Source organism: Streptomyces sp. NPDC019531 (genome assembly GCF_044903305.1).
In the GTDB taxonomy this organism is placed as follows: domain Bacteria; phylum Actinomycetota; class Actinomycetes; order Streptomycetales; family Streptomycetaceae; genus Streptomyces.
The window spans coordinates 276,448-301,472 of sequence record NZ_JBJDQL010000003.1 but is presented as its reverse complement, the minus strand read 5'-3'; the positions used below and the strand labels follow the sequence as shown (position 1 = coordinate 301,472).

Here is a 25,025-nt window from a genome sequence, read left to right as displayed (position 1 = left end):
CGTGCATAGCGGCGGACTGTGGGCACAATTGGATTCTGCGTCGCACGGCGCGCAACGAATGGGGAGGCAGGGAACGACGGTGGCGGAACGGAGCACGGCTGCCGTCGACGTGGCAGACAACAGCGGTGACGAGCCGCTGACCGCCAAGGCGGACCAGTCCACGGCCGACGGCGTGGCCAAGAACCGGGAGCGGGACACGGAAGACGTCGAGGCACAGGGGAGTGGCGGGACCGAGAGTCCTGGCAAGTCGTCACCGCCGGAGTTGCACAGCGGCCACAAACTCGCCAGACGCTACCGTCTCGAGGAGTGCGTCACCCGTCTGGACGGCTTCAGCAGTTGGCGTGCCGTCGATGAGAAACTCCGTCGCGCCGTCGGCGTGCACATCCTGCCCGCGGACCATGCGCGGGCGCGTTCCGTCCTGGCCGCGGCGCGTTCCTCCGCGCTGCTGGGCGACCCGCGCTTCGTCCAGGTCCTGGACGCCGTCGAGGAGAACGACCTCGTCTACGTCGTCCACGAATGGCTGCCCGACGCGACCGAGCTGACCACGCTCCTCGCCCCTGGCCCGCTGGAGGTCTATGACGCCTACCAGATGGTCAGTCAGGTGGCCTCCGCCATGGCCGCGGCCCACCGCGAGGGGCTCGCACACCTGCGGCTGAACCCGAACGCGGTGCTGCGGACATCCAGCGGTCAGTGGCGCATCCGCGGCCTCGCCGTGAACGCCGCGCTGCGGGGCGTCAGTTCGGAGACCCCGCAGCGCACGGACACCGAGGCGATCGGCGCCCTCCTGTACGCGGCGCTCACCCAGCGCTGGCCGTACGAGAGCGATGCCTATGGCCTCGCCGGTCTCCCGAAGGACGTCGGCCTCATCGCACCCGACCAGGTGCGGGCGGGTGTCCACCGCGGGCTGTCCGAACTGTCGATGCGGGCACTCGCGAACGACGGTGCGACGGCCTCCCGGCACGAGTCCGCGTGCACCACGCCCGAGGAACTCGTCAAGGCGATCGGTGAGATGCCCCGCATCCGCCCACCGGAGCCGACGTTCACCGCACCGCCCGAGTACCAGCGCACGACGTACCAGCAGGGCACGTACGGCCGCCCGGCACCGCGCCCCGGCGTCACCCAGCCGGTTCCGGCGCCACCCCCGCCCCTCCAGAGCCGCACGGGCCGAGCCCTGAAGTGGGCCGTCTCGGCCCTCCTCATCGCCGCACTGGGCCTGGGCAGTTGGCAACTGGCGGACGCGCTGATGGACCAGGGCGGCAAGTCGGACGAGAACCAGACCCAGACGACCGACGACGGCGACAAGAACAGCACGGCGCCGAAGCCGACCACGACGCTCAGCATCGCAGGCGCCGAGGAGTACGTGGCCGAGGGTGACGCTCAGCATCCCGGCGACGTGAAGCTGACGTACGACGGCAGCATGACCACAGGGTGGCGGACCAACAGTTACAACGACGGTCCGGACATAGTGATCAAACCAGGCGTCGGCATCGTCTACGACCTCGGCTCCGCCGAGGAGGTGTCGGCCGCGACATTGTCGCTCCGGTACGGCGGCAACCACACCACGGCCGAGCTGTACGCGGCCGACTCGCTCACGCCATCCTCGCTGGACTCGATGGACAAGATCGGCTCGGTCACGACCAGCAGCACGACAGCCACGGTGAAGGTCGGCAAACCGGTGAAGTCGCGGTACGTACTGGTATGGCTCACCGCGCTGCCCTACTCCGGGAACGACTCCGCGAACTACAGCACTCCCGGCTACAAGCAGGCCATCACCAACGTGAAGTTCACCGGCTGAGACACCACCGCAGACAAGGGGAGGGGGTCCGATGGCAGATGACACCACGTACGGCGACACGAGCGATAAGGACCTCCTGGCCCGTCACGTAGACGGCGACCCCGACGCCTTCGGCGAGATTGTGCGGCGGCATCGGGATCGGCTGTGGGCCGTGGCCCTGCGCACGCTCGGGGACCGCGAGGAAGCCGCTGACGCCGTCCAGGACGCCCTGGTGTCCGCCTACCGGGCCGCCCACACCTTCCGGGGCCAGTCGGCGGTCACGACCTGGCTGCACCGGATCACGGTGAACGCCTGCCTGGACCGGGCCAGAAAGACAGCCTCCCGCAAGACCTCCCCCGTGGACGACACCGAGCGCCTGGAGCAGCTCCTGGAGCCGCACGAGGAGGCCTCGGCACCCGCCGAGCGCAATGACCTCCACCGCCAGCTCCTGGAAGCACTCGGTACCCTCCCGCCCGACCAGCGCGCCGCACTCGTCCTGGTGGACATGCAGGGCTACCCCGTCGCTGAAGCCGCCCGCATGCTCGACGTGCCGACAGGGACGGTGAAGAGCCGCTGCGCGAGAGGCAGAGCCAGACTTCTCCCCCTTCTCACTCATCTGCGGCCGGAAAACGCCGGAGGCAGTCGAGAACCGGGCGTTGCACGGAACCGGACCCAGGGGACATCCGTCCCACCCGCAGCGGGACCTCCGTCAGAAGGCCCGCCGGACTCGGGAACAAGCGATTCAGCTGCAGTGAAGGGCGGAGGTGGGCGAGCGTGACTTCCTCGACAGACACAGCCGGGCACCCGGATGTCGCGGAGATCTCCGACCTCACCGAAGGCCTTCTTCCCGCCTCCAGGACGGCGGATGTACGTCGGCATCTGGACGAGTGCGATCTCTGCGCCGACGTTCACGCATCGCTGGAGGAGATCCGCGGACTGCTCGGGACACTGCCGGGCCCGCCCCGGATGCCTGACGACGTCGCCGGCAGGATCGACGCCGCCCTCGCCGCGGAAGCTCTGCTGCAAGCCACGGCCCCCGAGGCGGTGAACGGACCGGCACCGGCCGAGAACGCACATGTTTCACGTGAAACATCGCCCACCGGCGACCGACCCACAGGACACGCCCGCAGCGCTACCACTGGCCCTGGCCGCAAGGACCGCAAGAGGGGCGGGCGCCGCAAGGCCACCGTCCTCGGCGCCGTCTTCACGGTCGCCGCCCTGGGATTCGGTTCCGTCCTGCTGTCGGCGCTGAACGACGGCAAGTCGGACGACACGGCACGCGGACAGGCGACCACTTCTGCCGACACCTTCTCCGCCGGCAGCTTGGAGAAGGAGGTCTCCCAGCTGCTCAGCGAGAAGAGTACGAGCGGTGGGTCCGAGGCTCCGCACACCGACATAGGAGCGCTAGGCATCCCCACCACCGGGGGCCCCAGGGTACTGGTGACGCCCGAGGTGCCTCCGTGCATCCAGAAGGGCCTCGACAGTACCGGCACTCCCCTCGCAACGGACCACGGTGTCTACAAGGGGACGGACGCTCTTCTGGTGGTACTGCGCGACCCCGCCAACAGCAGCCGCGTTACCGCCTACCTCATGGATGCCTCCTGCCTGAAGGATGCGCCCGCCGGCAAGGCGAAGATTCTGCTGAAGCAGTCCTACGCGCACTCCTGAGTGCTCACGCTTCGTCTCCTTCCTCCGTGGTATTTCGTACGGTGAGGCCTCTCCGTGTGCCCGGACACACCGGGAATGCGCGCCCCTTAGGATCCGTTGGGTGGGGTGAGAGTTCTAAAGGGGCTCCACCGGTCCGACGACGCAGTCCAGAGACGAGGAACCAAGCCGTGAGCGACGTCCGTAACGTGATCATCATCGGCTCCGGGCCCGCCGGCTACACGGCGGCGCTCTACACCGCGCGCGCGTCGCTGAAGCCGCTGGTGTTCGAGGGCGCCGTCACCGCCGGCGGTGCGCTGATGAACACCACCGAGGTGGAGAACTTCCCTGGCTTCCAGGACGGGATCATGGGCCCCGAGCTCATGGACAACATGCGTGCCCAGGCCGAGCGCTTCGGTGCCGAGCTCGTCCCGGACGACATCGTCAGCGTCGACCTGACCGGTGAGATCAAGACCGTCACCGACACCTCAGGCACGGTCCACCAGGCGAAGGCCGTGATCGTCACCACCGGCTCGCAGCACCGCAAGCTCGGCCTCCCCAACGAGGACGCCCTCTCCGGCCGCGGTGTCTCGTGGTGCGCCACCTGTGACGGCTTCTTCTTCAAGGACCAGGACATCGCCGTGATCGGTGGCGGTGACACCGCGATGGAGGAGGCGACCTTCCTCTCCCGGTTCGCCAAGTCCGTGACGATCGTCCACCGCCGTGACACTCTGCGCGCCTCCAAGGCGATGCAGGAGCGCGCCTTCGCCGACCCGAAGATCAAGTTTGTCTGGGACAGCGAGGTCGCCGAGATCCAGGGCGACCCGAAGCTCTCGGGCCTGAAGCTGCGCAACCTCAAGACCGGCGAGCTGAGCGCCCTGGCGGTCACGGGTCTGTTCATCGCGATCGGCCACGACCCGCGCACCGAGCTCTTCAAGGGCCAGCTGGAGCTGGACGGGGAGGGCTACCTGAAGGTGGAAGCGCCCTCGACCCGCACCAACCTGACCGGTGTCTTCGGCGCCGGTGACGTGGTCGACCACACCTACCGCCAGGCGATCACCGCGGCCGGCACCGGCTGCTCCGCCGCTCTCGACGCCGAGCGCTTCCTCGCCGCCCTTGCGGACGAGGAGAAGGCCGAGCCCGAGAAGACCGCTGTCTGACCCCCATCCCGCCCCACCGCACCAACCAGCTAAGGAGCCCGCCGTGGCCGGCACCCTGAAGAATGTGACCGACGATTCCTTCGAGCAGGACGTCCTGAAGAGCGACAAGCCCGTCCTGGTGGACTTCTGGGCCGCCTGGTGCGGTCCGTGCCGCCAGATCGCGCCTTCCCTTGAGGCGATCGCCGCCGAGTACGGCGACAAGATCGAGGTCGTCAAGCTGAACATCGACGAGAACCCGGGTACGGCCGCCAAGTACGGCGTCATGTCCATCCCCACGCTCAATGTGTACCAGGGTGGCGAGGTCGCCAAGACCATCGTCGGGGCCAAGCCGAAGGCCGCGATCGTCCGCGACCTTGAGGACTTCATCGCCGAGTGACGTTTCACGTGAAACATGGTGGGGGCCGACCCAGGAGGGTCGGCCCCCACTGTCTTACAGGGGTCGCAGCGCTGGTTCCTTCTGTACCGCCCCGAGAAGCCGGTCCAGTGCCATCTCCACGTCTTCCTTCCAAGAGAGCGTGGTACGCAGCTCCAACCGCAGCCTGGGGTAAGCGGGATGGGGCCTGACCGTCTTGAAACCCACGGCCAGGAGGTGGTCCGCGGGAAGCAGACAGGCGGGCTCTTTCCAGCGGGCGTCACCGAAGGCCTCGATCGCCTTGAAGCCTCGCCGCAGCAGATCCTTGGCGACCGTCTGTACCATCACCCGGCCCAGTCCCTGCCCCTGATAGCCCGGCATGATGAACGACGTCATCAACTGGACGGCGTCCGGAGAGACAGGGCTCGTGGGAAACGCCGTCGAGCGCGGAACGTACGCGGGGGGAGCGTAGAGAACGAAGCCGACCGGTACGTCGTCGACATACACGACCCGTCCACACGACCCCCAGTCCAGCAGTACGGCGGAGATCCAGGCTTCCTTCTCCAGGACGGATGTTCCTGCCTTTACCGCAGCTTCTCCGCTGACTGGGTCCAGCTCCCAGAAGACACACGAGCGACAGCGTTGGGGAAGGTCCGGAAGGTTGTCCAGCGTGAGCGGTACGAACCGACGCCCCATGAAGGCTGTTCCTCCCTTCCTTCGCCCGCCGCATCGCGGGCGGCCGTCAGAGCGCTCCGTCCCCTGAGCAGGCTGCCGACGAATCCCCCGACCGCCCCAAGTCCCAGGCCCGCGCTCACCAGTCCGCTTCGGCTCATCGTTCGCATGGCCCCTGCCTCCCCTCAGAGGTACTGCCGGGTGGATGTGCTGCACCCAGTCGCATCGTATCCAGACACCGATTCCATCGATACCGCCTGAAAGCAAAGAGCAGGCTGAGTCCGGTACACACCGGACACAGCCCGCTTTCATGCTTTGCCCTGGTGGTACACCCCGGCGAGGCCTGGCTCAGCCGTCCGTCTCCTCGGCCTCGTCGTCCAACAAGCTCTTCTGCAGAACCGGCCCTTCGCCGGGGGCGAGGGAGCTGAGGATCCGCTCCAGGTCCTCCATGGAGGCGAACTCGACCGTGATCTTGCCCTTCTTCTGCCCCAGGTCGACCTTCACCCGAGTCTCGAAGCGGTCCGAGAGACGGGTCGCAAGATCGGTCAGCGCCGGGGAGACTCGGGCGCCGGCCCGGGGCCCCTTCGAGCGCTGAGCGGTCTGCGGCCGCGACCCCATGAGCGTCACGATCTCCTCGACGGCACGTACCGAGAGTCCCTCGGCCACGATCCGGTGGGCCAGCCGGTCCTGCTCCTCCGAGTCCTCGACGGAGAGCAGTGCCCGGGCATGTCCGGCGGAGAGCACTCCGGCGGCCACTCGGCGCTGGACTGCCGGCGAGAGCTTCAGCAGACGCAGTGTGTTGGAGACCTGCGGGCGGGACCGGCCGATGCGGTCCGCCAACTGGTCGTGGGTGCAGTTGAAGTCCTTCAGCAACTGGTCGTAGGCCGCGGCCTCTTCCAGCGGGTTCAGCTGAGCGCGGTGCAGGTTCTCCAGGAGAGCGTCCAGGAGGAGTTTGTCGTCCTCCGTGGCCCGTACGATCGCCGGGATCGCCTCCAGGCCGGCTTCACGGCTGGCCCGCCAGCGCCGCTCGCCCATGATGAGCTCGTACCGCGCGGGACCGACCTGCCGTACGACGACCGGCTGGAGAAGACCGACTTCCTTGATGGAAGTGACCAGCTCTTGCAGCGCGTCATCGTCGAAGACCTCACGCGGCTGACGCGGGTTCGGCGTGATGGAGTCGAGAGGGAGCTCCGCGAAGTGGGCGCCCATGGGGGGCGCGGGTGTCTCCCCATAGCCGTTGACCGACGGCTCCTCGGTTTCATCTGAAACAGGCGGCAGCGTGGCCACCTTCGCCGCAGCCACCCCACGGTCGCTCGTCAGCACCGGGACGGCCGACGGGGAGGCGGAACCAGCGCCCCCCACGGCCGCCGGGCCCGGCGTCCTCTCCGTCGGGGCAGCGGGGATCAGTGCGCCCAGACCACGGCCCAAACCCCTCCGTCGCTCGCTCACTGGATCCCCTCCACCATGCTCGGGTTGCTCTGTGCACCGATGTGCGCCTGCGTCGGGTCGTAGCTGACGCCGACGCCCTTCAGCGCGATCTCTCGTGCTGCCTCAAGATAGGACAGGGCACCACTTGATCCTGGATCGTAGGTCAGCACCGTCTGTCCGTAACTCGGCGCCTCGGAGATACGGACGGAGCGGGGAATGCTCGTCCGCAGCACCTCGTCGCCGAAGTGGGTGCGCACCTCGTCGGCGACCTGGGACGCGAGGCGCGTCCGGCCGTCATACATGGTGAGCAGGATGGTCGATACGTGCAGGGTGGGGTTGAGATGTCCGCGCACCAGATCAACGTTGCGCAGCAGTTGGCCCAGGCCCTCCAGCGCGTAGTACTCGCACTGGATCGGGATGAGGACCTCCGCACCGGCCACGAGCGCGTTGACCGTCAGCAGGCCGAGTGAGGGTGGGCAGTCGATGAGGATGTAGTCCAACGGCTGCTCGTACGCCTGGATCGCTCGCTGCAGTCGGCTCTCACGTGCCACCAAGGACACCAGCTCGATCTCCGCACCGGCGAGATCGATGGTGGCAGGAGCACAGAAAAGGCCTTCGACATCGGGGACCGGCTGGACGACCTCGGCCAGCGGCCGGCTCTCGACCAAGACGTCATAGATCGAAGGAACTTCGGCGTGGTGGTCGATACCCAGCGCGGTGGACGCATTGCCCTGGGGGTCGAGGTCGATCACCAGGACACGGCCGCCGTGCAGAGCCAGCGAGGCGGCAAGATTGACGGTCGTCGTCGTCTTGCCCACCCCGCCCTTCTGGTTGGCGACGACCATGATCCGGGTCTGCTCGGGCCGTGGCAGGCCCTCGCCGGCGCGGCCCAGAGCCTCCACCGCCAGTTGGGCAGCACGACCGATCGGAGTGTCGTCCATCGGGGGCGGTGTTTCACGTGAAACATCCTCCCCCATCGACTCGGTTCGGGGACCGGGGACCGGATCGGTCATCGGTCCCGCGATGTTGGCGTCGGACCGCAAGGATTCACTCTCCTCGACTTCAGGCTCGCAATGAACAGAGCCTCCCATGTCTTCGGGGTCGTGAACCAGTGAGGCCTGTTGTTCTGTGGAGAAATCCACCTCTGTGGACAACTCCGTTACCTCTCCGAGTGACCTGAGAGGCTTCCGGACGCGGGGTTCGGCCGCGGCGCGGCCTCGGCTGATGATGCCGTGCAGCAGTGAGCGACGTTTCACGTGAAACACGATGCACAGCAGCAGTGGTCGTTCTGTCGCGACACTCCGGCGCGTGTAGGTTTGGCAGCTTGTGTGGAGTACGTCTCGTCGTCAGGACGGATCAGCGACGTCGCCGAGTGCGTCCTGTACGAGCCGCCTTGGCACGCTTGGCCGCGAAACGCACACCACCGGGACTCTCCCCCACCTCGACTCGCACCACGGTGGACAACGGGTCGACCACTCCCTCACCCACATGCAGGATGGAAGTCTCCACTGCTCCGAGTTTGCTCAGGGCTGTGGTCGCGGCCTTGAGTTCCTCCTCCGCGGTATCGCCCTTGAGAGCGAGCATCTCACCGTAGGGACGCAGCAGAGGCATCCCCCAGGTCGCCAGCCGGTCAAGCGGAGCCACAGCCCGTGCCGTCACCACATGCACGGGGGTGAGCTTGCCCATGACCTCCTCGGCCCGGCCCCGTACGACCGTCACATGGTCCAGGCCCAACAGCTCCACGACCTCCGTCAGGAAAGTCGTGCGTCGCAGTAGCGGCTCCAGCAGCGTGATCTTCAGGTCTTCGCGGACAAGGGCCAGGGGGATACCGGGCAGACCGGCACCGGAGCCGACGTCGCACACCGTCACGCCTTCGGGGACCACCTCCGAGAGCACCGCGCAGTTCAGCAGATGCCGCTCCCACAGGCGGGGCACTTCGCGCGGGCCGATGAGACCGCGCTGCACACCCGCCTCTGCCAGCAGTTCGGCGTAGCGCACCGCGTCCGCGTAGCGATCGCCGAACACCTCTCGCGCCTGCTCGGGCGCGGGGGGAAGCTCCGCTGCCTCCGTCACGGGGATCCTTCCTTCCGTACCGCATCAGCGCACCGGGCGCCGACCACCAGAACTATCAGGCTGACAAGGTTCGGCCCCGCCTGCTCTACAGACGGGGCCGGAGGAACGTAGGGACCGATCAGGCGGGAAGTACGACGACGAAGCGCTGAGGCTCCTCGCCCTCGGACTCGCTGCGCAGGCCCGCGGCCTTGACCGCGTCGTGCACCACTTTGCGCTCGAACGGCGTCATCGGCTTGAGCTTCACGGACTCGCCAGTGTTCCTGACCTCGGCAGCGGCCTTGGCGCCCAGCTCGGAGAGCTCTGCACGCTTCTTCGCCCGGTAGCCGGCGATGTCCAGCATCAGCCTGCTGCGGTCGCCGGTCTCCCGGTGCACAGCGAGGCGAGTGAGCTCCTGCAGGGCTTCCAGCACCTCGCCGTCACGGCCGACCAGCTTCTGCAGGTCGCGGCCGCCCGAGTCGCTGATGATCGAGACAGCGGCGCGGTCGGCCTCGACGTCCATGTCGATGTCGCCGTCGAGATCGGCGATGTCGAGCAGACCTTCGAGGTAGTCCGCCGCGATCTCACCCTCCTGCTCCAGGCGGGTCAGGGTGTCTGCGCCCTCGGCAGCGGCGGAGGTGGTGCCTTCCGTCACGGGATGGACTCCTTCTTTACTTCTTGGACGGGGACTTGGGCCGCTGCGGGCCCTTGCGCTGTCCGGACTGGGCCTTGCTGCGGGTACCGCCGCCGGGCTGCTTCTTGGCGGCAGCGGCGGGCTTGGCATCCTCGGGCTCGTCGGACTTGCTCAGCGAGGTCGGCTCCGACGACTTGGTGTCATCGGCGGCCTTCGAACCACCCGAAGCGGCACCGGCCGCACCGCCCGCCTGACGCTGGGACTTGCTCTGCCGCTTGGGCTGCTGGCGCTTGGGGGCGGCCGCACTGGTCGGCGTGCCGTCCTCGGTCTGGACTGCGGCCTGGGACTCGCTCTGGATCACGGAGCCGTCGGCCTGGGCGGCGAGACCCGCCTTGTTCAGACCGTTGATGAACTTGCGCTCGAACTCGTTGCGGTCACGGCCCTTGGCGACAATCGCCTTGATGATGGTGCGCTCGCTGCGCTTGCGGGCCTTGCCGTGGTTCGTGACGTGCTTGGTGAGGCGCTCCAGGTAGGCGGCCTGGGCCTTGGAACCCGGGGTCGGGTTGTTGTGGATGACGTACATCTGCTGGCCCATGGTCCACACGTTGGTGGTCAGCCAGTAGACGAGGACACCGACCGGGAAGTTGATACCGAAGACGGCGAACATGACCGGGAAGACGTACATCAGCATCTTCTGCTGCTGCATGAACGGCGTCTTGACCGTGGTGTCGACGTTCTTCGTCATCAGCTGACGCTGTGTGTAGAACTGCGACGCCGACATCAGGATGATCATGATCGCGGTGACGACGCGGACATCCGTGAGCGTGGCACCGAGCGACACGACATCGGAGGAGCTGTCGGTGAACTTCGCGGCCAGCGGCGCACCGAAGATGTGCGCCTTACGAGCGCTGGCCAGCAGCGATTCGTTGATGACACCGATGGTGTCGCCCGTCGCGATGCCGTTGAGCACGTGGTACAGGGCGAAGAAGAACGGGGACTGCGCCAGGATGGGAAGGCACGAGGAGAGCGGGTTGGTGCCCGTCTCCTTGTACAGCTTCATCATCTCTTCGGACTGACGCTGTTTGTCGTTCTTGTAGCGCTCCTGGATCTTCTTCATCTCCGGCTGGAGCGTCTGCATCGCGCGCGTCGACTTGATCTGCTTGACGAAGAGCGGGATCAGACAGATCCGGATCAGGATCACCAGGGACACGATGGACAGGCCCCAGGCCCACCCGGTGTCGGGGCCGAAGATGGCCCCGTACATCTTGTGGAACTGGACGATGACCCAGGAGACGGGTGTGGTGATGAAGCTGAAAAGACTGGCAATCGTGTCCACTAATCATGCTCCTTGGGCATGGGACGGAGTCTCGGCGGCCGGGCTCGAAGGAGTCTGTCCCTCGGTGGCCGAGTCGGCGGCGGAGGGCCCGCCCCTGCGTGCACGCCAGGCGTTACGCAGCATTTCGTGCCACCGCGGACGCTTGCGCGGCGGGACATGGTCCACACCACCCAGCGACCACGGATTGCACCGCAGGATGCGCCAGGCGGTGAGTGCCGTTCCCTTGATCGCACCGTGCCGGTCGATGGCCTGGTAGCCGTAGTGGGAGCACGACGGGTAGTACTTGCACACCTGCCCGAGCAACGGACTGATGGTCCACTGGTACAGCTTGATCAGCGCCAGTAGCGGGTACTTCATCGCGCGCCCCCTCCCAGCAGCCGCTGAAGGGCGGCGTCCAGGTCTCGGGCCAGTTGTTCATGGTCGGCGTCGCCGGCCTCGGGCAACGCTCGTACGACTACCAGGCTACCGGGGGGCAACAGGGAGACCCGGTCGCGCATCAGATGACGAAGCCTGCGCTTCACCTTGTTGCGCACGACAGCGCCGCCCACGGCCTTGCTCACGACGAAACCCGCACGCGTCGGGGGAGCGCTCTCCCCAGGCGCGTGCGGGTCCGTGGCACCGCTACGAAGATGGACGACGAGGGACGGGCGGCCTGCCCGGCGTCCCCGCCGTACCGCGGTCGCGAAGTCTTCGCGCCGCCTCAGCCGATGCTCGGTAGGCAGCACGACGTCATGACCTGATCAGACTCAGGCGGACAGGCTGGCGCGACCCTTGCTGCGGCGGTTCGCGAGAATCGCGCGACCGGCACGGGTACGCATCCGCAGACGGAAGCCGTGGGTCTTGGCGCGACGACGGTTGTTCGGCTGGAAGGTGCGCTTGCTCACTCGGGGGCTCCAGAAATCAATCGGTGGTGGCGGGTGCCGTCCTGGCTGTCACCGTGCGCCCACGAGTAGCTCGCAGTTACGCCCGTGTGCACCGCTTCCCGATCACCTGACGCGATCTGTGCCCATCGGAGGCAGGCGGCAGCAGCCATCGACAACTCGACCTGGTTACGGTACGCGCGGCTACGCCATCCGGTCAAACCAGTGGTCACCGGGAGACACTATCCACAGGCTGGGGACAACAACTTGAACCGCACCCGTCGCCCTGACTACCGTGGCTGAACTCCGATTCGTTCCCTTGACCCCTCTGTTTCGGCTCCACCCCAGTTGAATCCCGACTCGTCCCACAACCACACGTTCGTGGGACCCGTGAGAGAGCGTGCCCTGTGGCTGACGTACCTGCCGATCTTGCCGCAGTGTGGCCACGCGTACTCGAGCAACTCCTCGGTGAGGGCCGCGTCCAGGGTGTGGAGGCGAAGGACGAGCACTGGATCCGGCGCTGCCAGCCCCTCGCGCTGGTCGCCGACACCGCGCTGCTCGCTGTACCGAACGAATTTGCGAAAGGCGTACTGGAGGGCCGGCTGGCCCCGGCCGTCAGCGAGACGCTGAGCCGCGAGTGCGGCCGGCCGATCCGCATCGCGATCACCGTCGACGACTCCGCGGGCGAGCCCCCGGCACCGCCCGCGCCCCCGGCCCCCCGGCCCCAGCAGCGCTACGAGGAGCCCGAGCTCCCTTCAGGCCAGTACGACGGGCAGTACGACAGCCAGTACGAGGGCTACGGCCGCCACCGCGCCGACGACTCCCACCCGGGCCGCGGCGAGCACCGTCCCGGCCCCGCGGGCGACCACGCCCCCCGCGCGGACCAGTTCCCGACGGCCCGCCCCGCGTATCCCTCGGAGTACCAGCGCCCCGAGCCCGGCGCCTGGCCGCGGTCCTCGCAGGACGAGTACGGCTGGCAGCAGCAGCGCCTCGGCTTCCCGGAGCGCGACCCGTACGCGTCCCCGTCGCAGGAGCCGTATCCGCAGGAGTCGTACGGCACCCCGTCGCAGGACTACCGTCCGCAGCCGATGGACCGCCCGCCCTACGACAGCCCGCGCTCCGACTACGACAAGCGGCCGGACTACGACAAGCCGCGGTCCGACTACGAGCCGCGTCCCGAGTACGACCAGCCACGGTCCGACTACGACCAGCGGGACGCCCGTAGGGACCTGCCCGAGCCGCCTTCCGGCTCCGGGCGTGTGCACCGCGGGGGCCCCGTGGGCTCCAGCCTGCCCACCACAGGCGCCCCCGGCCCGCTGGCCGCGCAGCCCGCGCCGGCGTCCGGCCCCGGAGAGCCCACCGCGCGGCTGAACCCGAAGTACCTCTTCGACACGTTCGTCATCGGCGCCTCCAACCGCTTCGCCCACGCGGCGGCTGTCGCGGTCGCCGAGGCACCGGCCAAGGCGTACAACCCCCTTTTCATCTACGGGGAGTCGGGGCTCGGCAAGACCCACCTGCTGCACGCCATCGGGCACTACGCACGCAGCCTGTATCCCGGCACGCGCGTGCGGTACGTGAGCTCGGAGGAGTTCACCAACGAGTTCATCAACTCCATCCGCGACGGCAAGGGCGACAGCTTCCGCAAGCGGTACCGCGAGATGGACATCCTGCTCGTCGACGACATCCAGTTCCTCGCGGACAAGGAGTCGACGCAGGAGGAGTTCTTCCACACCTTCAACACGCTCCACAACGCGAACAAGCAGATCGTGCTCTCCAGCGACCGGCCGCCCAAGCAGCTGGTCACGCTGGAGGACCGGCTGCGGAACCGTTTCGAGTGGGGCCTGATCACCGATGTCCAGCCGCCCGAGCTGGAGACGCGGATCGCGATCCTGCGCAAGAAGGCGGTCCAGGAGCAGCTCAACGCCCCGCCGGAGGTCCTTGAGTTCATCGCCTCCCGCATCTCGCGCAACATCCGCGAGCTGGAGGGGGCGTTGATCCGGGTGACGGCGTTCGCGTCGCTCAACCGGCAGCCGGTGGACCTGGGCCTGACCGAGATCGTGCTGAAGGACCTGATCCCCGGTGGCGAGGACTCGGCCCCGGAGATCACCTCGACGGCCATCATGAGCGCCACCGCCGACTACTTCGGCCTGACCGTCGAGGACCTGTGCGGCACCTCGCGCGGCCGTGCGCTCGTCACGGCCCGCCAGATCGCCATGTACCTGTGCCGTGAGCTGACCGACCTCTCGCTGCCGAAGATCGGCGCTCTGTTCGGCGGCCGCGACCACACGACCGTGATGCACGCGGACCGCAAGATCCGCAATCTGATGGCCGAGCGACGCTCCATCTACAACCAGGTGACCGAGCTGACGAACCGCATCAAGAACGGCTGACAGCAGCAGAGTTACGACGGTTTCGGCACCGAAGGGCGCCCTGGGGGACGACATCCCGAGGGCGCCCTTCGTCATGTCGCCGTAGCCGACTGTTCGATTAGCTGCCGAGTTACGGCCTCTCTCCACAGATCTGCCGACTTTCTGCCGTCCACATCCTGGGGACTGCGAAGTTGTCCAGATCGCGGTCCACAGGCTCCCTGCCGAAAGGCCATCAGTCCAGGTCAAGTGGCTGTGGATTCGTGGACGAAGGATCTCCACAGACTGTGGACAGCGAGAAGATCCACAGGCTGTGCATCGAGTTGTCCACCGGCAACCCACAGACCTGGCCCGGTTGTCCCCAGCGATCAGCGGCTTCTCCACATGGCTGTCCACTGTTCGGCAACGCGACGCGCCTCCTCACCGGGTCGAGTGAAAGGCGTCACACGAAGGTGCCGGGTTGGGCTGTGGGAAACGTGGGTAAAGCTGGGGACGGCGTTGGGGAGAAGTCGCCTCAGGCTGTGCACGGAGTGTGCAGAACTTTCTGTTCTCCACAGATACGCCCGGTTGTCCACCGCCTCCGCCCACAGGGCCCGTGGACAAAATTCCCCCTCTGAGCTGGGAAAACAGGGTTATCCACGGTATCCACAGCCCCTACTACTACTCCCAACTAGAGAGAGCTGGGAATCCGTTTCGAAGCGGGTCCTGTGCACAACTCGCTGTCCGGCTCCCGACTGCCCCTCGTCACGACTTGACCCCGAGAGGCACCTACTGTCAGTGGGGTGCGTCAGACTGTTCCCCGGTGTCCTTCCCGTCACGGGGACCGACGACACCGAGACAGACGACGAAGCCAGGCAGGCCGAGCAGCGCCGGCAACAGCAGGAGGCGGCAACAGTGAAGATCCGGGTGGAACGCGACGTACTCGCGGAGGCAGTGGCCTGGGCGGCACGCAGCCTCCCGGCCCGTCCGCCGGCGCCTGTCCTCGCCGGCCTTCTCCTGAAGGCCGAGGAAGGCCAGCTGAGCCTGTCCAGCTTCGACTACGAGGTCTCCGCGAGGGTGTCGGTGGAGGCCGAGGTCGAGGAGGAGGGCACGGTGCTCGTCTCCGGCCGCCTGCTCGCCGACATCTGCCGCGCCCTCCCCAACCGCCCGGTGGAGATTTCCACAGACGGTGTGCGGGCGACCGTGGTCTGCGGCTCCTCGCGCTTCACACTCCACACCCTGCCTGTGGAGGAGTACCCGGCGCTGCCGCAGATGCCGAGCGCCACGGGCACCGTGCCCGGTGAGGTCTTCGCCTCCGCCGCCGCCCAGGTGGCCATCGCCGCGGGCCGTGACGACACGCTCCCCGTCCTGACCGGTGTGCGCATCGAGATCGAGGGCGACACCGTCACGCTGGCCTCCACCGACCGCTACCGCTTCGCGGTCCGCGAGTTCCTGTGGAAGCCGGAGAACCCCGAGGCGTCCGCGGTCGCCCTGGTGCCCGCCAAGACGCTCCTGGACACCGCCAAGGCGCTCACGAGCGGCGACAGCGTCATCCTGGCGCTGTCCGGTTCGGGCGCGGGCGAGGGCCTGATCGGTTTCGAGGGCGCGGGCCGCCGTACGACCACACGTCTGCTCGAAGGCGACCTGCCGAAGTACCGCACGCTGTTCCCGACGGAGTTCAACTCCGTCGCGGTGATCGAGACCGCCCCCTTCGTGGAGGCCGTCAAGCGTGTGGCGCTGGTCGCCGAGCGCAACACCCCGGTGCGGCTCAGTTTCGAGCAGGGTGTGCTGATCCTGGAGGCCGGCTCCAGCGACGACGCACAGGCTGTGGAAAGGGTCGACGCCCAGCTGGAAGGCGACGACATCTCGATCGCCTTCAACCCGACCTTCCTGCTGGACGGCCTGAGCGCCATCGACTCCCCGGTGGCCCAGCTCTCCTTCACGACGTCCACCAAGCCCGCGCTGCTGAGCGGCAAGCCGGCCCTGGACGCCGAGGCGGACGAGGCGTACAAGTACCTGATCATGCCGGTGCGCCTCAGCGGCTGACCGGTTGCCGAGGAAAGCCCCAGGTGAGGGCATACGTTTGAGCGCGTATGCCCTCAGGTGTGCGTGCGCGTCCGGGTTTAGGCTCGGACGTGGGTACGAAAAGTGCCCTCACGTCACAGCAACCTAAGGAACAACTGATGGAGCTCGGTCTCGTCGGCCTCGGCAAGATGGGCGGCAACATGCGCGAGCGGATCCGCCGCGCGGGCCACACGGTCATCGGATACGACCGCAACCCGGACCTCGCCGATGTCCACAGCCTCAAGGAGCTTGTGGACGCGTTGCAGGGCCCGCGGGTCGTGTGGGTGATGGTCCCGGCCGGTGGACCGACCCAGTCGACGATCGACGAGCTGGCCGAGTTCCTGGAGCCCGGTGACGTCGTGGTGGACGGCGGGAACTCCCGCTGGACGGACGACGAGAAGCATGCCGCGGAACTGGCCGCCAAGGGCATAGGCTTCGTCGACTGCGGCGTCTCCGGCGGTGTGTGGGGCCTGGAGAACGGCTACGCGCTGATGTACGGCGGCGACGCGGAGAACGTCGCCAAGGTGCAGCCGGTCTTCGATGCCCTCAAGCCCAAGGGCGACGCCGGTGCGGTACACGCGGGCAAGGTCGGCGCGGGCCACTTCGCGAAGATGGTCCACAACGGCATCGAGTACGCGATGATGCAGGCCTACGCCGAGGGCTGGGAGCTCCTGGAGAAGGTCGATTCCGTGACCGACGTCCGGGAGGTCTTCCGCTCCTGGCAGGAGGGCACGGTCATCCGCTCCTGGCTCCTCGACCTGGCGGTCAACGCCCTCGACGAGGATGAGCACCTTCAGAAGCTGCGCGGTTACGCACAGGACTCCGGCGAAGGCCGGTGGACCGTGGAAGCCGCCATCGACCACGCGGTGCCGCTGCCGGCGATCACCGCGTCCCTGTTCGCGCGGTTCGCGTCCCGCCAGGACGACTCACCGCAGATGAAGATGATCGCGGCACTGCGCAACCAGTTCGGCGGACACGCGGTCGAGACGAAGTAATCCACAGGACTGCATCGCCATCCACAAGAGCAGTCCACAAGCTGGGGGAGGTCGGCGCCCGACCATGCACGTCACGCACCTGTCGCTGGCCGACTTCCGCTCGTACGCCCGGGTCGAGGTTTCGCTCGACCCGGGCGTCACCGCGTTCGTGGGCCCCAACGGACAGGGCAAGACGAACCTGGTCGAGGCGATCGGCTACCTCGCGACCCTCGGCAGCCACCGGGTCGCCTCCGACGCGCCGCTCGTCCGCATGGGCGCCGACCGCGCGATCGTCCGGGCGCAGGTTCGGCAGGGCGAGCGGCAGCAACTGGTCGAGCTGGAGCTGAACCCCGGTAAGGCGAACCGGGCACGTATCAACAGGTCCTCGCAGGTCAGACCGCGTGATGTGCTCGGAATCGTGCGGACCGTGCTGTTCGCCCCGGAGGACCTCGCGCTGGTGAAGGGCGACCCGGGCGAGCGGCGCCGCTTCCTGGACGAGCTGATCACCGCGCGCTCCCCGCGCATGGCGGGCGTTCGCTCGGACTACGAGCGCGTCCTCAAGCAGCGCAACACCTTGCTGAAGTCGGCCGCGCTCGCGCGACGGCACGGCGGCCGCTCGCTGGACCTGTCCACCCTCGATGTGTGGGACCAGCATCTCGCGCGCGTGGGTGCCGAGTTGCTTGCCCAGCGGCTCGACCTGATCGCCGCGCTCCAGCCGCTGGCCGACAAGGCGTACGAGCAGCTGGCGCCCGGCGGAGGCCCGGTCGCCCTGGAGTACAAGCCGTCCGCGCCGGGCGAGGCACACACGCGTGAGGATCTCTACGGGCAGCTGATGGCGGCGCTCGCGGAGGCGCGCAAGCAGGAGATCGAGCGGGGCGTCACCCTCGTAGGACCTCATCGAGATGATGTGAATCTCAAACTCGGTCAGCTGCCCGCCAAGGGATACGCCTCGCACGGCGAGTCCTGGTCGTACGCGCTGGCGTTGCGCCTGGCGTCGTACGACCTGCTCAGGGCCGAGGGCAACGAGCCGGTGCTGATCCTCGACGACGTGTTCGCCGAGCTGGACACCCGGCGGCGGGAACGCCTGGCCGAGCTGGTCGCGCCCGGTGAGCAGGTCCTGGTGACGGCGGCGGTCGACGACGACGTGCCGCACGTGCTGACGGGGACGCGGTACGTCGTGTCCGAGGGGACGGTGGAGCGCGTATGAGCGACGAACAATCCCCCGTCGAGAAGCCCAAGTCCGCCGTGAACCCCAAGCCGGCCGAGCCCTCCGGCGTCGACCTCGCGCGTGTGGCGCTTCGCGCCGCGAAGGAACAGGCACGCGCGCGTGGGGACGCGGCGCAGCAGAAGCGGCAGGCGCGCCGCGGAGGGGGACTGCGCTCCGGCGCGCGTGCCGACGGACGCGACCCCATGGCGTTCGGCGCCGCCATTAACCGCTTGATCACCGAGCGCGGCTGGGAGACGCCCGCGGCGGTGGGCGGGGTGATGGGGCGCTGGCCGCAGATCGTGGGCGAGGCCATCGCCCTGCACTGCGCGCCGGAGAGGTACGACGAGGACGAACGAGTCCTGGTGGTGCGCTGTGATTCGACGGCATGGGCGACCGAGCTCAGACTCCGAGCTCCGCAACTGCTGGCCCGCCTGAACGAGGATCTCGGGCACGGAGCGGTGAAGTTGATCAAGGTGATCGGTCCCGGCGGCCCCGCCCGTCGCTACGGTCCGCTGCGCGCCCCGGGCAGCACGGGGCCCGGCGACACCTACGGGTGACGGACATCACATCGAGGGCGTCGGCGGTGCCATTGAGGCGCCGCCGACGCCTTTGCCGTAGCGCTGCACGCGGTTGCGAATCCCGACCTGACTCCCAAGTAGCCGAGGGTTGACAGCCTGAAGCGCTGAGTGCCTCCGTGAGCCTCTTGGAGCCCCGCTCCGTATATGGGGACCCGGCAGAGGCCGGTTGAGGGCGGCACATGGGGACTCAGGTACCGGCAAACCCCCATCACTGTCGGCGCTACCGGTAGACTGGAAGCCAATCCCGCCCCAAACGTGGGGACCGCCCGGGAAACGCTGAGCAACGCTGATCAAGGCTTACCAACGCAACATGCCGCAGCCGCTCCGGCAACCCGCCGACGAGCCTGGCTCGTGCTGTGCCAGAAAGGGCGCTTCGTGGCCGATTCCGGCAACCCCAACGAGAACATCCCGTCCACCGACGCCGAGGCGACCTCGTCGAACGGCGAGGTAACCGCCTCGTACGACGCCAGCGCCATCACCGTCCTCGAGGGTCTGGACGCGGTCCGCAAGCGACCCGGTATGTACATCGGCTCGACCGGTGAGCGCGGCCTGCACCACCTGGTGCAGGAGGTGGTCGACAACTCCGTCGACGAGGCGCTGGCGGGCCACGCGGACACCATCGACGTGACGATCCTGGCCGACGGCGGCGTGCGCGTCGTCGACAACGGCCGCGGTATCCCGGTGGGCATCGTCCCCTCCGAAGGCAAGCCGGCCGTCGAGGTCGTGCTCACCGTGCTGCACGCGGGCGGCAAGTTCGGCGGTGGCGGCTACGCGGTCTCCGGCGGTCTCCACGGCGTGGGTGTCTCCGTCGTGAACGCCCTGTCGACCAAGGTGTCCGTCGAGATCAAGACCGACGGTCACCGCTGGACCCAGGACTACAAGCTGGGCGTCCCGACGGCTCCGCTGGCCAAGCACGAGGAGACGGACGAGCACGGCACGTCGGTCACCTTCTGGGCCGACGGCGACATCTTCGAGACCACCGAGTACTCGTTCGAGACGCTCTCGCGCCGCTTCCAGGAGATGGCGTTCCTCAACAAGGGTTTGAGGATCAAACTCACTGACGAGCGCGAGTCGGCGAAGGCCACGACCGGGGCGGACGAGGCGGGCGCCGACGACAAGGCCGAGGTCAAGACCGTCGAGTACCACTACGAGGGCGGCATCGTCGACTTCGTGAAGTACCTCAACTCCCGCAAGGGAGACGTGGTGCACCCCACCGTGATCGACCTGGAGGCCGAGGACAAGGACAAGCTCCTGTCCCTCGAGGTCGCGATGCAGTGGAACAGCAGCTACACCGAGGGCGTCTACTCCTTCGCGAACATCATCCACACGCACGAGGGCGGTACGCACGAGGAGGGCTTCCGCGCGGCGCTGACGAACCTCGTCAACAAGTACGCGCGCGACAAGAAGCTGCTGCGCGACAAGGACGACAACCTCACGGGTGACGACATCCGCGAGGGTCTGACCGCGATCATCTCGGTGAAGCTGAGCGAGCCGCAGTTCGAGGGCCAGACCAAGACCAAGCTGGGCAACACCGAGGTGAAGACCTTCGTCCAGAAGGTCGTCTACGAGCACCTCACCGACTGGCTGGACCGCAACCCCGTCGAGGCCGCGGACATCATCCGCAAGGGCATCCAGGCGGCCACCGCGCGCGTGGCGGCCCGCAAGGCCCGTGATCTGACCCGCCGCAAGGGCCTCCTGGAGACCGCGTCCCTGCCGGGCAAGCTCTCCGACTGCCAGTCGAACGACCCCACCAAGTGCGAGATCTTCATCGTCGAGGGTGACTCCGCCGGCGGCTCGGCCAAGTCCGGCCGAAACCCCGAGTACCAGGCGATCCTCCCGATCCGCGGCAAGATCCTGAACGTCGAGAAGGCGCGGATCGACAAGATCCTCCAGAACCAGGAGATCCAGGCGCTGATCTCGGCCTTCGGCACCGGGGTCCATGAGGACTTCGACATCGAGAAGCTGCGCTATCACAAGATCATCCTGATGGCGGACGCCGACGTCGACGGCCAGCACATCTCCACCCTGTTGCTGACCTTCCTGTTCCGCTTCATGCGGCCGCTGGTCGAGGCCGGACACGTGTACCTCTCCCGTCCCCCGCTGTACAAGATCAAGTGGGGCCGGGACGACATCGAGTACGCCTACTCCGACCGCGAGCGCGACGCGCTGATCGAGCTGGGCCGGCAGCGCGGCAAGCGCATCCGCGAGGACTCCATCCAGCGCTTCAAGGGTCTCGGCGAGATGAACGCCGAGGAGCTGCGCGTGACCACCATGGACCAGGAGCACCGGGTCCTCGGCCAGGTCACCCTGGACGACGCCGCGCAGGCCGACGACCTGTTCTCCGTCCTGATGGGCGAGGACGTGGAGGCCCGCCGCCAGTTCATCCAGCGCAACGCCAAGGACGTCCGCTTCCTCGACATCTGAGTCGGTCTCAGCTGACCGCACCAGGAAGGATCTTCACCAGCAATGGCCGACGACACTCCAAATTTCTCTTCTGGTCCCGCCACCCCTGAAGAGGGCGGCGAAGTCGCGATGCGTGTCGAGCCCGTCGGGCTCGAGACGGAGATGCAGCGCTCGTACCTGGACTACGCGATGTCCGTCATCGTGTCCCGTGCGCTGCCGGACGTCCGGGACGGTCTCAAGCCCGTCCACCGCCGCGTCCTGTACGCCATGTACGACGGCGGTTACCGGCCCGAGAAGGGCTTCTACAAGTGTGCCCGCGTCGTCGGCGACGTCATGGGCAACTACCACCCTCACGGCGACTCCTCGATCTACGACGCGCTGGTCCGCCTCGCGCAGCCGTGGTCGATGCGGATGCCGCTGGTGGACTCCAACGGCAACTTCGGATCTCCCGGCAACGACCCGGCGGCCGCCATGCGGTACACCGAGTGCAAGATGATGCCGCTGTCCATGGAGATGGTCCGCGACATCGACGAGGAGACCGTCGACTTCACGGACAACTACGACGGCCGCTCCCAGGAGCCGACCGTCCTGCCGGCCCGCTTCCCGAACCTGCTGATCAACGGCTCGGCCGGTATCGCGGTCGGCATGGCCACCAACATCCCGCCGCACAACCTGCGCGAGGTCGCGGCCGGCGCCCAGTGGTACCTGGAGAACCCCGAGGCCTCGCACGAGGAGCTGCTGGACGCGCTCATGGAGCGCATCAAGGGCCCCGACTTCCCGACCGGCGCGCTCGTCGTCGGCCGCAAGGGCATCGAGGAGGCGTACCGCACCGGCCGTGGCTCGATCACCATGCGCGCGGTCGTCGAGGTCGAGGAGATCCAGAACCGCCAGTGCCTGGTGGTCACGGAACTGCCGTACCAGACCAACCCCGACAACCTCGCGCAGAAGATCGCCGACCTGGTGAAGGACGGCAAGGTCGGAGGCATCGCGGACGTCCGGGACGAGACCAGCTCCCGCACCGGTCAGCGCCTGGTCATCGTGCTCAAGAGGGACGCGGTCGCCAAGGTCGTACTGAACAACCTCTACAAGCACACGGACCTGCAGTCGAACTTCGGCGCCAACATGCTGGCGCTCGTCGACGGTGTCCCGCGCACGCTGTCCCTGGACGCGTTCATCCGGCACTGGGTGGCGCACCAGATCGAGGTCATCGTCCGCCGTACGCGCTTCCGGCTGCGCAAGGCCGAGGAGCGGGCGCACATCCTGCGCGGTCTGCTGAAGGCCTTGGACGCCATCGACGAGGTCATCGCGCTGATCCGGCGCAGCGACACCGTCGACATCGCGCGCACGGGCCTGATGGAGCTCCTGGAGATCGACGAGATCCAGGCCAACGCCATCCTCGAGATGCAGCTGCGCCGACTGGCCGCCCTGGAGCGCCAGAAGATCATCCAGGAGCACGACGAACTCCAGGCGAAGATCACCGAGTACAACGAGATCCTGGCCTCGCCGGTCCGCCAGCGCGGCATCGTCAGCGCGGAACTCGCCGCGATCGTCGAGAAGTTCGGCGACGACCGCAAGACCATGCTGGTGCCCTACGACGGTGACATGTCCATCGAGGACCTCATCGCCGAGGAGGACATCGTCGTCACGGTCTCGCGCAGCGGTTACGTCAAGCGCACCAAGACCGTCGACTACCGCGCCCAGAAGCGCGGCGGCAAGGGCGTACGCGGCACGAAGCTCAAGGAAGACGACATCGTCGACCACTTCTTCGTGTCCACCACGCACCACTGGCTGCTGTTCTTCACCAACAAGGGCCGCGTCTACCGGGCCAAGGCGTACGAGCTGCCGGACGCCGGGCGCGACGCGCGCGGGCAGCACGTCGCCAACCTGCTGGCCTTCCAGCCCGACGAGGCGATCGCCGAGATCCTCGCGATCCGCGACTACGAAGCGGCGCCCTACCTGGTGCTCGCCACAAAGGCGGGTCTGGTCAAGAAGACATCACTGAAGGATTACGACTCTCCGCGTTCCGGTGGCGTCATCGCCATCAACCTGCGTGAGCGCGAGGACGGTTCGGACGACGAACTGATCGGTGCCGAACTCGTCTCGGCCGACAGTGATCTGCTTCTGATCAGCAAGAAGGCCCAATCAATCAGGTTCACTGCCTCGGACGACACCCTGCGTCCCATGGGCCGTGCCACCTCGGGTGTCAAGGGCATGAGCTTCCGCGAGGGCGACGAGCTGCTCTCGATGAATGTTGTTCGACCCGGTACGTTCGTGTTCACTGCTACGGACGGCGGGTACGCGAAGCGGACCCCCGTCGACGAGTACCGCGTCCAGGGTCGCGGCGGCCTCGGCATCAAGGCCGCCAAGATCGTGGAGGACCGCGGATCGCTCGTCGGAGCGCTGGTGGTCGAGGAGACCGACGAGATCCTCGCCATCACGCTGTCCGGCGGTGTGATTCGTACGCGAGTCAGCGGGGTCAGGGAGACGGGCCGTGACACCATGGGCGTCCAACTGATCAACCTGGGCAAGCGCGATGCCGTGGTCGGTATCGCACGTAACGCCGAGGCGGGACGCGAGGCGGAGGAGGTCGACGGCGATGTGGCCGACGACGAGACCGTCGAGGGTGTCGCCGAGACCATCGGCACGGACGAGGGTGAGTCGCCCTCGTCCGAGTAGCACGAGGAGTGAGTCATCGTGAGCGGAGCCACGGGCGCCGGATCGACCGGAACCTCTAGGGGGTCCTCCCCCGGCACGGAGGCGGACGGCGGCGGCCGTGGCTCTGCCGCGCGTGCGACAGACGCGCATGCGACAGAAACGCACACGCCGGATACGCACACGACGCAACTCAAGGCGATCAAGCCGCCCGCGACCCAGTCGCGCTCGCCCGAGACTCATGGATCCCAGGGGGGACCTGTGACGGACACCCAGCCGCCGGCCCGGCCGGCGGCGCCGCCCGCCGCACCGCCGAAGGCAGCCCAGCCGCAGCCTCAGCCTGCCGCGCAGCCCCAGCCTTCGCCCTCTCCGCTGCCGGGGGAACGGCAGCCGCAGCAGCAGGCCGGTCCGTACCACCCGCCGCAGGCCTACCCGACCCAGCAGGCCCCGGCCGGCGCCGTACGTCGCCCGCGCACCGGCGCGCGCACCACGCCCCGCACCCGGAAAGCACGTCTGCGGGTGGCCAAGGCCGACCCGTGGTCCGTCATGAAAGTCAGCTTCCTGCTCTCCATCGCGCTGGGCATCTGCACCATCGTCGCTGCCACCGTGCTGTGGATGGTCATGGACGCGATGGGCGTCTTCTCGACGGTCGGCGGGACGATCTCCGAGGCGACCGGTTCGAACGAGTCGAACGGCTTCGACCTCCAGGCGTTCCTCTCCCTGCCGAACGTCCTGATGTTCACGTCGATCATCGCGGTCATCGACGTCGTCCTCGCGACGGCGCTCGCGACCCTCGGCGCGTTCATCTACAACCTCTCCGCGGGCTTCGTCGGCGGCGTCGAGCTGACGCTGGCCGAGGACGAGTAACCCTGCTTCAAACCTGTGGGGGCGGT

General features: G+C 67.7%; 22 protein-coding genes. 13 read left to right on the top strand and 9 right to left on the bottom strand.

All coding sequences use genetic code 11. From position 1 onward, the window contains the following. Positions 1-79: 79 nt before the first annotated feature. The 5 genes from ACI2L1_RS05675 to trxA all read left to right on the top strand — a co-directional run bounded on the left by ACI2L1_RS05675 (position 80) and on the right by trxA (position 4,954). Positions 80-1,795 carry a protein kinase family protein gene (locus ACI2L1_RS05675; protein ID WP_404738017.1) on the top strand — a complete coding sequence of 572 codons (1,716 nt, stop codon included), beginning with the start codon at positions 80-82 and terminating at the stop codon, positions 1,793-1,795. A gap of 31 nt (positions 1,796-1,826) precedes the next feature. After that, on the top strand, positions 1,827-2,552 hold the full coding sequence (gene sigM / locus ACI2L1_RS05670; protein WP_404738016.1) for an RNA polymerase sigma factor SigM: 726 nt from the start codon (positions 1,827-1,829) through the stop codon (positions 2,550-2,552). Beyond that, positions 2,549-3,442 (top strand): anti-sigma factor family protein, encoded by an 894-nt coding sequence (locus tag ACI2L1_RS05665; protein WP_404738015.1) that lies wholly within the window; start codon positions 2,549-2,551, stop codon positions 3,440-3,442. The genes sigM and ACI2L1_RS05665 overlap by 4 nt, the downstream gene beginning before the upstream one ends. A 167-nt stretch (positions 3,443-3,609) precedes the next feature. Next, positions 3,610-4,578, top strand: a complete 969-nt coding sequence (gene trxB, locus ACI2L1_RS05660) for a thioredoxin-disulfide reductase (RefSeq protein WP_404738014.1) — start codon at positions 3,610-3,612, stop codon at positions 4,576-4,578. A gap of 43 nt (positions 4,579-4,621) precedes the next feature. After that, positions 4,622-4,954, top strand: coding sequence for a thioredoxin (trxA, locus tag ACI2L1_RS05655; RefSeq protein ID WP_003991504.1), 333 nt, complete (start codon positions 4,622-4,624; stop codon positions 4,952-4,954). 54 nt (positions 4,955-5,008) lie between these two features. Here trxA and ACI2L1_RS05650 read toward each other — a convergent pair whose 3' ends face one another. The 9 genes from ACI2L1_RS05650 to rpmH form a co-directional block, all read right to left on the bottom strand. Further along, complete coding sequence (locus tag ACI2L1_RS05650; protein ID WP_404738013.1) at positions 5,009-5,626, bottom strand: GNAT family N-acetyltransferase; 618 nt, start codon at positions 5,624-5,626, stop codon at positions 5,009-5,011. 324 nt (positions 5,627-5,950) lie between these two features. Next, positions 5,951-7,051: a ParB/RepB/Spo0J family partition protein gene (locus ACI2L1_RS05645; protein ID WP_404738012.1), complete on the bottom strand. Its 1,101-nt coding sequence runs from the start codon at positions 7,049-7,051 to the stop codon at positions 5,951-5,953. Continuing rightward, the gene (locus ACI2L1_RS05640; RefSeq protein WP_078935937.1) at positions 7,048-8,121 is read right to left on the bottom strand and encodes a ParA family protein; all 1,074 of its coding nucleotides are present in this window, start codon (positions 8,119-8,121) and stop codon (positions 7,048-7,050) included. The genes ACI2L1_RS05645 and ACI2L1_RS05640 overlap by 4 nt, the downstream gene beginning before the upstream one ends. A 265-nt stretch (positions 8,122-8,386) precedes the next feature. Further along, positions 8,387-9,103 (bottom strand): 16S rRNA (guanine(527)-N(7))-methyltransferase RsmG, encoded by a 717-nt coding sequence (rsmG, locus tag ACI2L1_RS05635; protein ID WP_404738011.1) that lies wholly within the window; start codon positions 9,101-9,103, stop codon positions 8,387-8,389. A gap of 118 nt (positions 9,104-9,221) precedes the next feature. Then, complete coding sequence (locus tag ACI2L1_RS05630) at positions 9,222-9,734, bottom strand: protein jag (protein WP_404738010.1); 513 nt, start codon at positions 9,732-9,734, stop codon at positions 9,222-9,224. A 16-nt stretch (positions 9,735-9,750) separates the two neighbouring features. Further along, positions 9,751-11,049, bottom strand: a complete 1,299-nt coding sequence (yidC, locus tag ACI2L1_RS05625; protein ID WP_404738009.1) for a membrane protein insertase YidC — start codon at positions 11,047-11,049, stop codon at positions 9,751-9,753. 3 nt (positions 11,050-11,052) lie between these two features. Beyond that, positions 11,053-11,406, bottom strand: a complete 354-nt coding sequence (gene yidD / locus ACI2L1_RS05620) for a membrane protein insertion efficiency factor YidD (protein ID WP_404738008.1) — start codon at positions 11,404-11,406, stop codon at positions 11,053-11,055. Then, a complete protein-coding gene (rnpA, locus tag ACI2L1_RS05615) occupies positions 11,403-11,774 on the bottom strand; it encodes a ribonuclease P protein component (RefSeq protein WP_164433043.1) in 372 nt (123 codons plus the stop codon). The genes yidD and rnpA overlap by 4 nt, the downstream gene beginning before the upstream one ends. Positions 11,775-11,795: 21 nt before the next feature. Beyond that, positions 11,796-11,933 carry a 50S ribosomal protein L34 gene (gene rpmH, locus ACI2L1_RS05610; protein WP_005482975.1) on the bottom strand — a complete coding sequence of 46 codons (138 nt, stop codon included), beginning with the start codon at positions 11,931-11,933 and terminating at the stop codon, positions 11,796-11,798. Between the two features lie 383 nt (positions 11,934-12,316). On the opposite strand from rpmH, the gene dnaA reads away from it, so the two are divergent. The 8 genes from dnaA (at position 12,317) to ACI2L1_RS05570 (ending at position 24,999) form a co-directional block, all read left to right on the top strand. Beyond that, positions 12,317-14,299, top strand: a complete 1,983-nt coding sequence (dnaA, locus tag ACI2L1_RS05605) for a chromosomal replication initiator protein DnaA (protein ID WP_404738007.1) — start codon at positions 12,317-12,319, stop codon at positions 14,297-14,299. A gap of 870 nt (positions 14,300-15,169) precedes the next feature. Next, a complete protein-coding gene (dnaN, locus tag ACI2L1_RS05600) occupies positions 15,170-16,300 on the top strand; it encodes a DNA polymerase III subunit beta (RefSeq protein ID WP_053847949.1) in 1,131 nt (376 codons plus the stop codon). 137 nt (positions 16,301-16,437) lie between these two features. Beyond that, positions 16,438-17,313, top strand: coding sequence for a phosphogluconate dehydrogenase (NAD(+)-dependent, decarboxylating) (gene gnd, locus ACI2L1_RS05595; protein ID WP_404738006.1), 876 nt, complete (start codon positions 16,438-16,440; stop codon positions 17,311-17,313). 64 nt (positions 17,314-17,377) lie between these two features. Further along, positions 17,378-18,499 (top strand): DNA replication/repair protein RecF, encoded by a 1,122-nt coding sequence (gene recF / locus ACI2L1_RS05590; protein WP_404738005.1) that lies wholly within the window; start codon positions 17,378-17,380, stop codon positions 18,497-18,499. After that, on the top strand, positions 18,496-19,056 hold the full coding sequence (locus tag ACI2L1_RS05585; protein ID WP_404738004.1) for a DUF721 domain-containing protein: 561 nt from the start codon (positions 18,496-18,498) through the stop codon (positions 19,054-19,056). Before recF ends, ACI2L1_RS05585 begins: the two co-directional genes overlap by 4 nt. Before the next feature lie 372 nt (positions 19,057-19,428). Continuing rightward, positions 19,429-21,501 carry a DNA topoisomerase (ATP-hydrolyzing) subunit B gene (gene gyrB / locus ACI2L1_RS05580; RefSeq protein ID WP_404738003.1) on the top strand — a complete coding sequence of 691 codons (2,073 nt, stop codon included), beginning with the start codon at positions 19,429-19,431 and terminating at the stop codon, positions 21,499-21,501. A 42-nt stretch (positions 21,502-21,543) separates the two neighbouring features. Beyond that, positions 21,544-24,156 carry a DNA gyrase subunit A gene (gyrA, locus tag ACI2L1_RS05575; protein WP_404738002.1) on the top strand — a complete coding sequence of 871 codons (2,613 nt, stop codon included), beginning with the start codon at positions 21,544-21,546 and terminating at the stop codon, positions 24,154-24,156. An 18-nt stretch (positions 24,157-24,174) separates the two neighbouring features. Then, positions 24,175-24,999, top strand: coding sequence for a DUF3566 domain-containing protein (locus ACI2L1_RS05570; protein WP_404738001.1), 825 nt, complete (start codon positions 24,175-24,177; stop codon positions 24,997-24,999). Positions 25,000-25,025 lie beyond the last annotated feature (26 nt).

Bases quoted from the DNA above. Each gene is read 5' to 3' on its own strand.
- gyrA (WP_404738002.1), top strand. From the start codon at position 21,544: ATGGCCGACGACACTCCAAATTTCTCTTCTGGTCCCGCCACCCCTGAA.
- ACI2L1_RS05640 (WP_078935937.1), bottom strand. From the start codon at position 8,121: ATGGGAGGCTCTGTTCATTGCGAGCCTGAAGTCGAGGAGAGTGAATCC.
- yidD (WP_404738008.1), bottom strand. From the start codon at position 11,406: ATGAAGTACCCGCTACTGGCGCTGATCAAGCTGTACCAGTGGACCATC.
- ACI2L1_RS05585 (WP_404738004.1), top strand. From the start codon at position 18,496: ATGAGCGACGAACAATCCCCCGTCGAGAAGCCCAAGTCCGCCGTGAAC.
- recF (WP_404738005.1), top strand. From the start codon at position 17,378: ATGCACGTCACGCACCTGTCGCTGGCCGACTTCCGCTCGTACGCCCGG.
- ACI2L1_RS05650 (WP_404738013.1), bottom strand. From the start codon at position 5,626: ATGGGGCGTCGGTTCGTACCGCTCACGCTGGACAACCTTCCGGACCTT.
- gnd (WP_404738006.1), top strand. From the start codon at position 16,438: ATGGAGCTCGGTCTCGTCGGCCTCGGCAAGATGGGCGGCAACATGCGC.
- sigM (WP_404738016.1), top strand. From the start codon at position 1,827: ATGGCAGATGACACCACGTACGGCGACACGAGCGATAAGGACCTCCTG.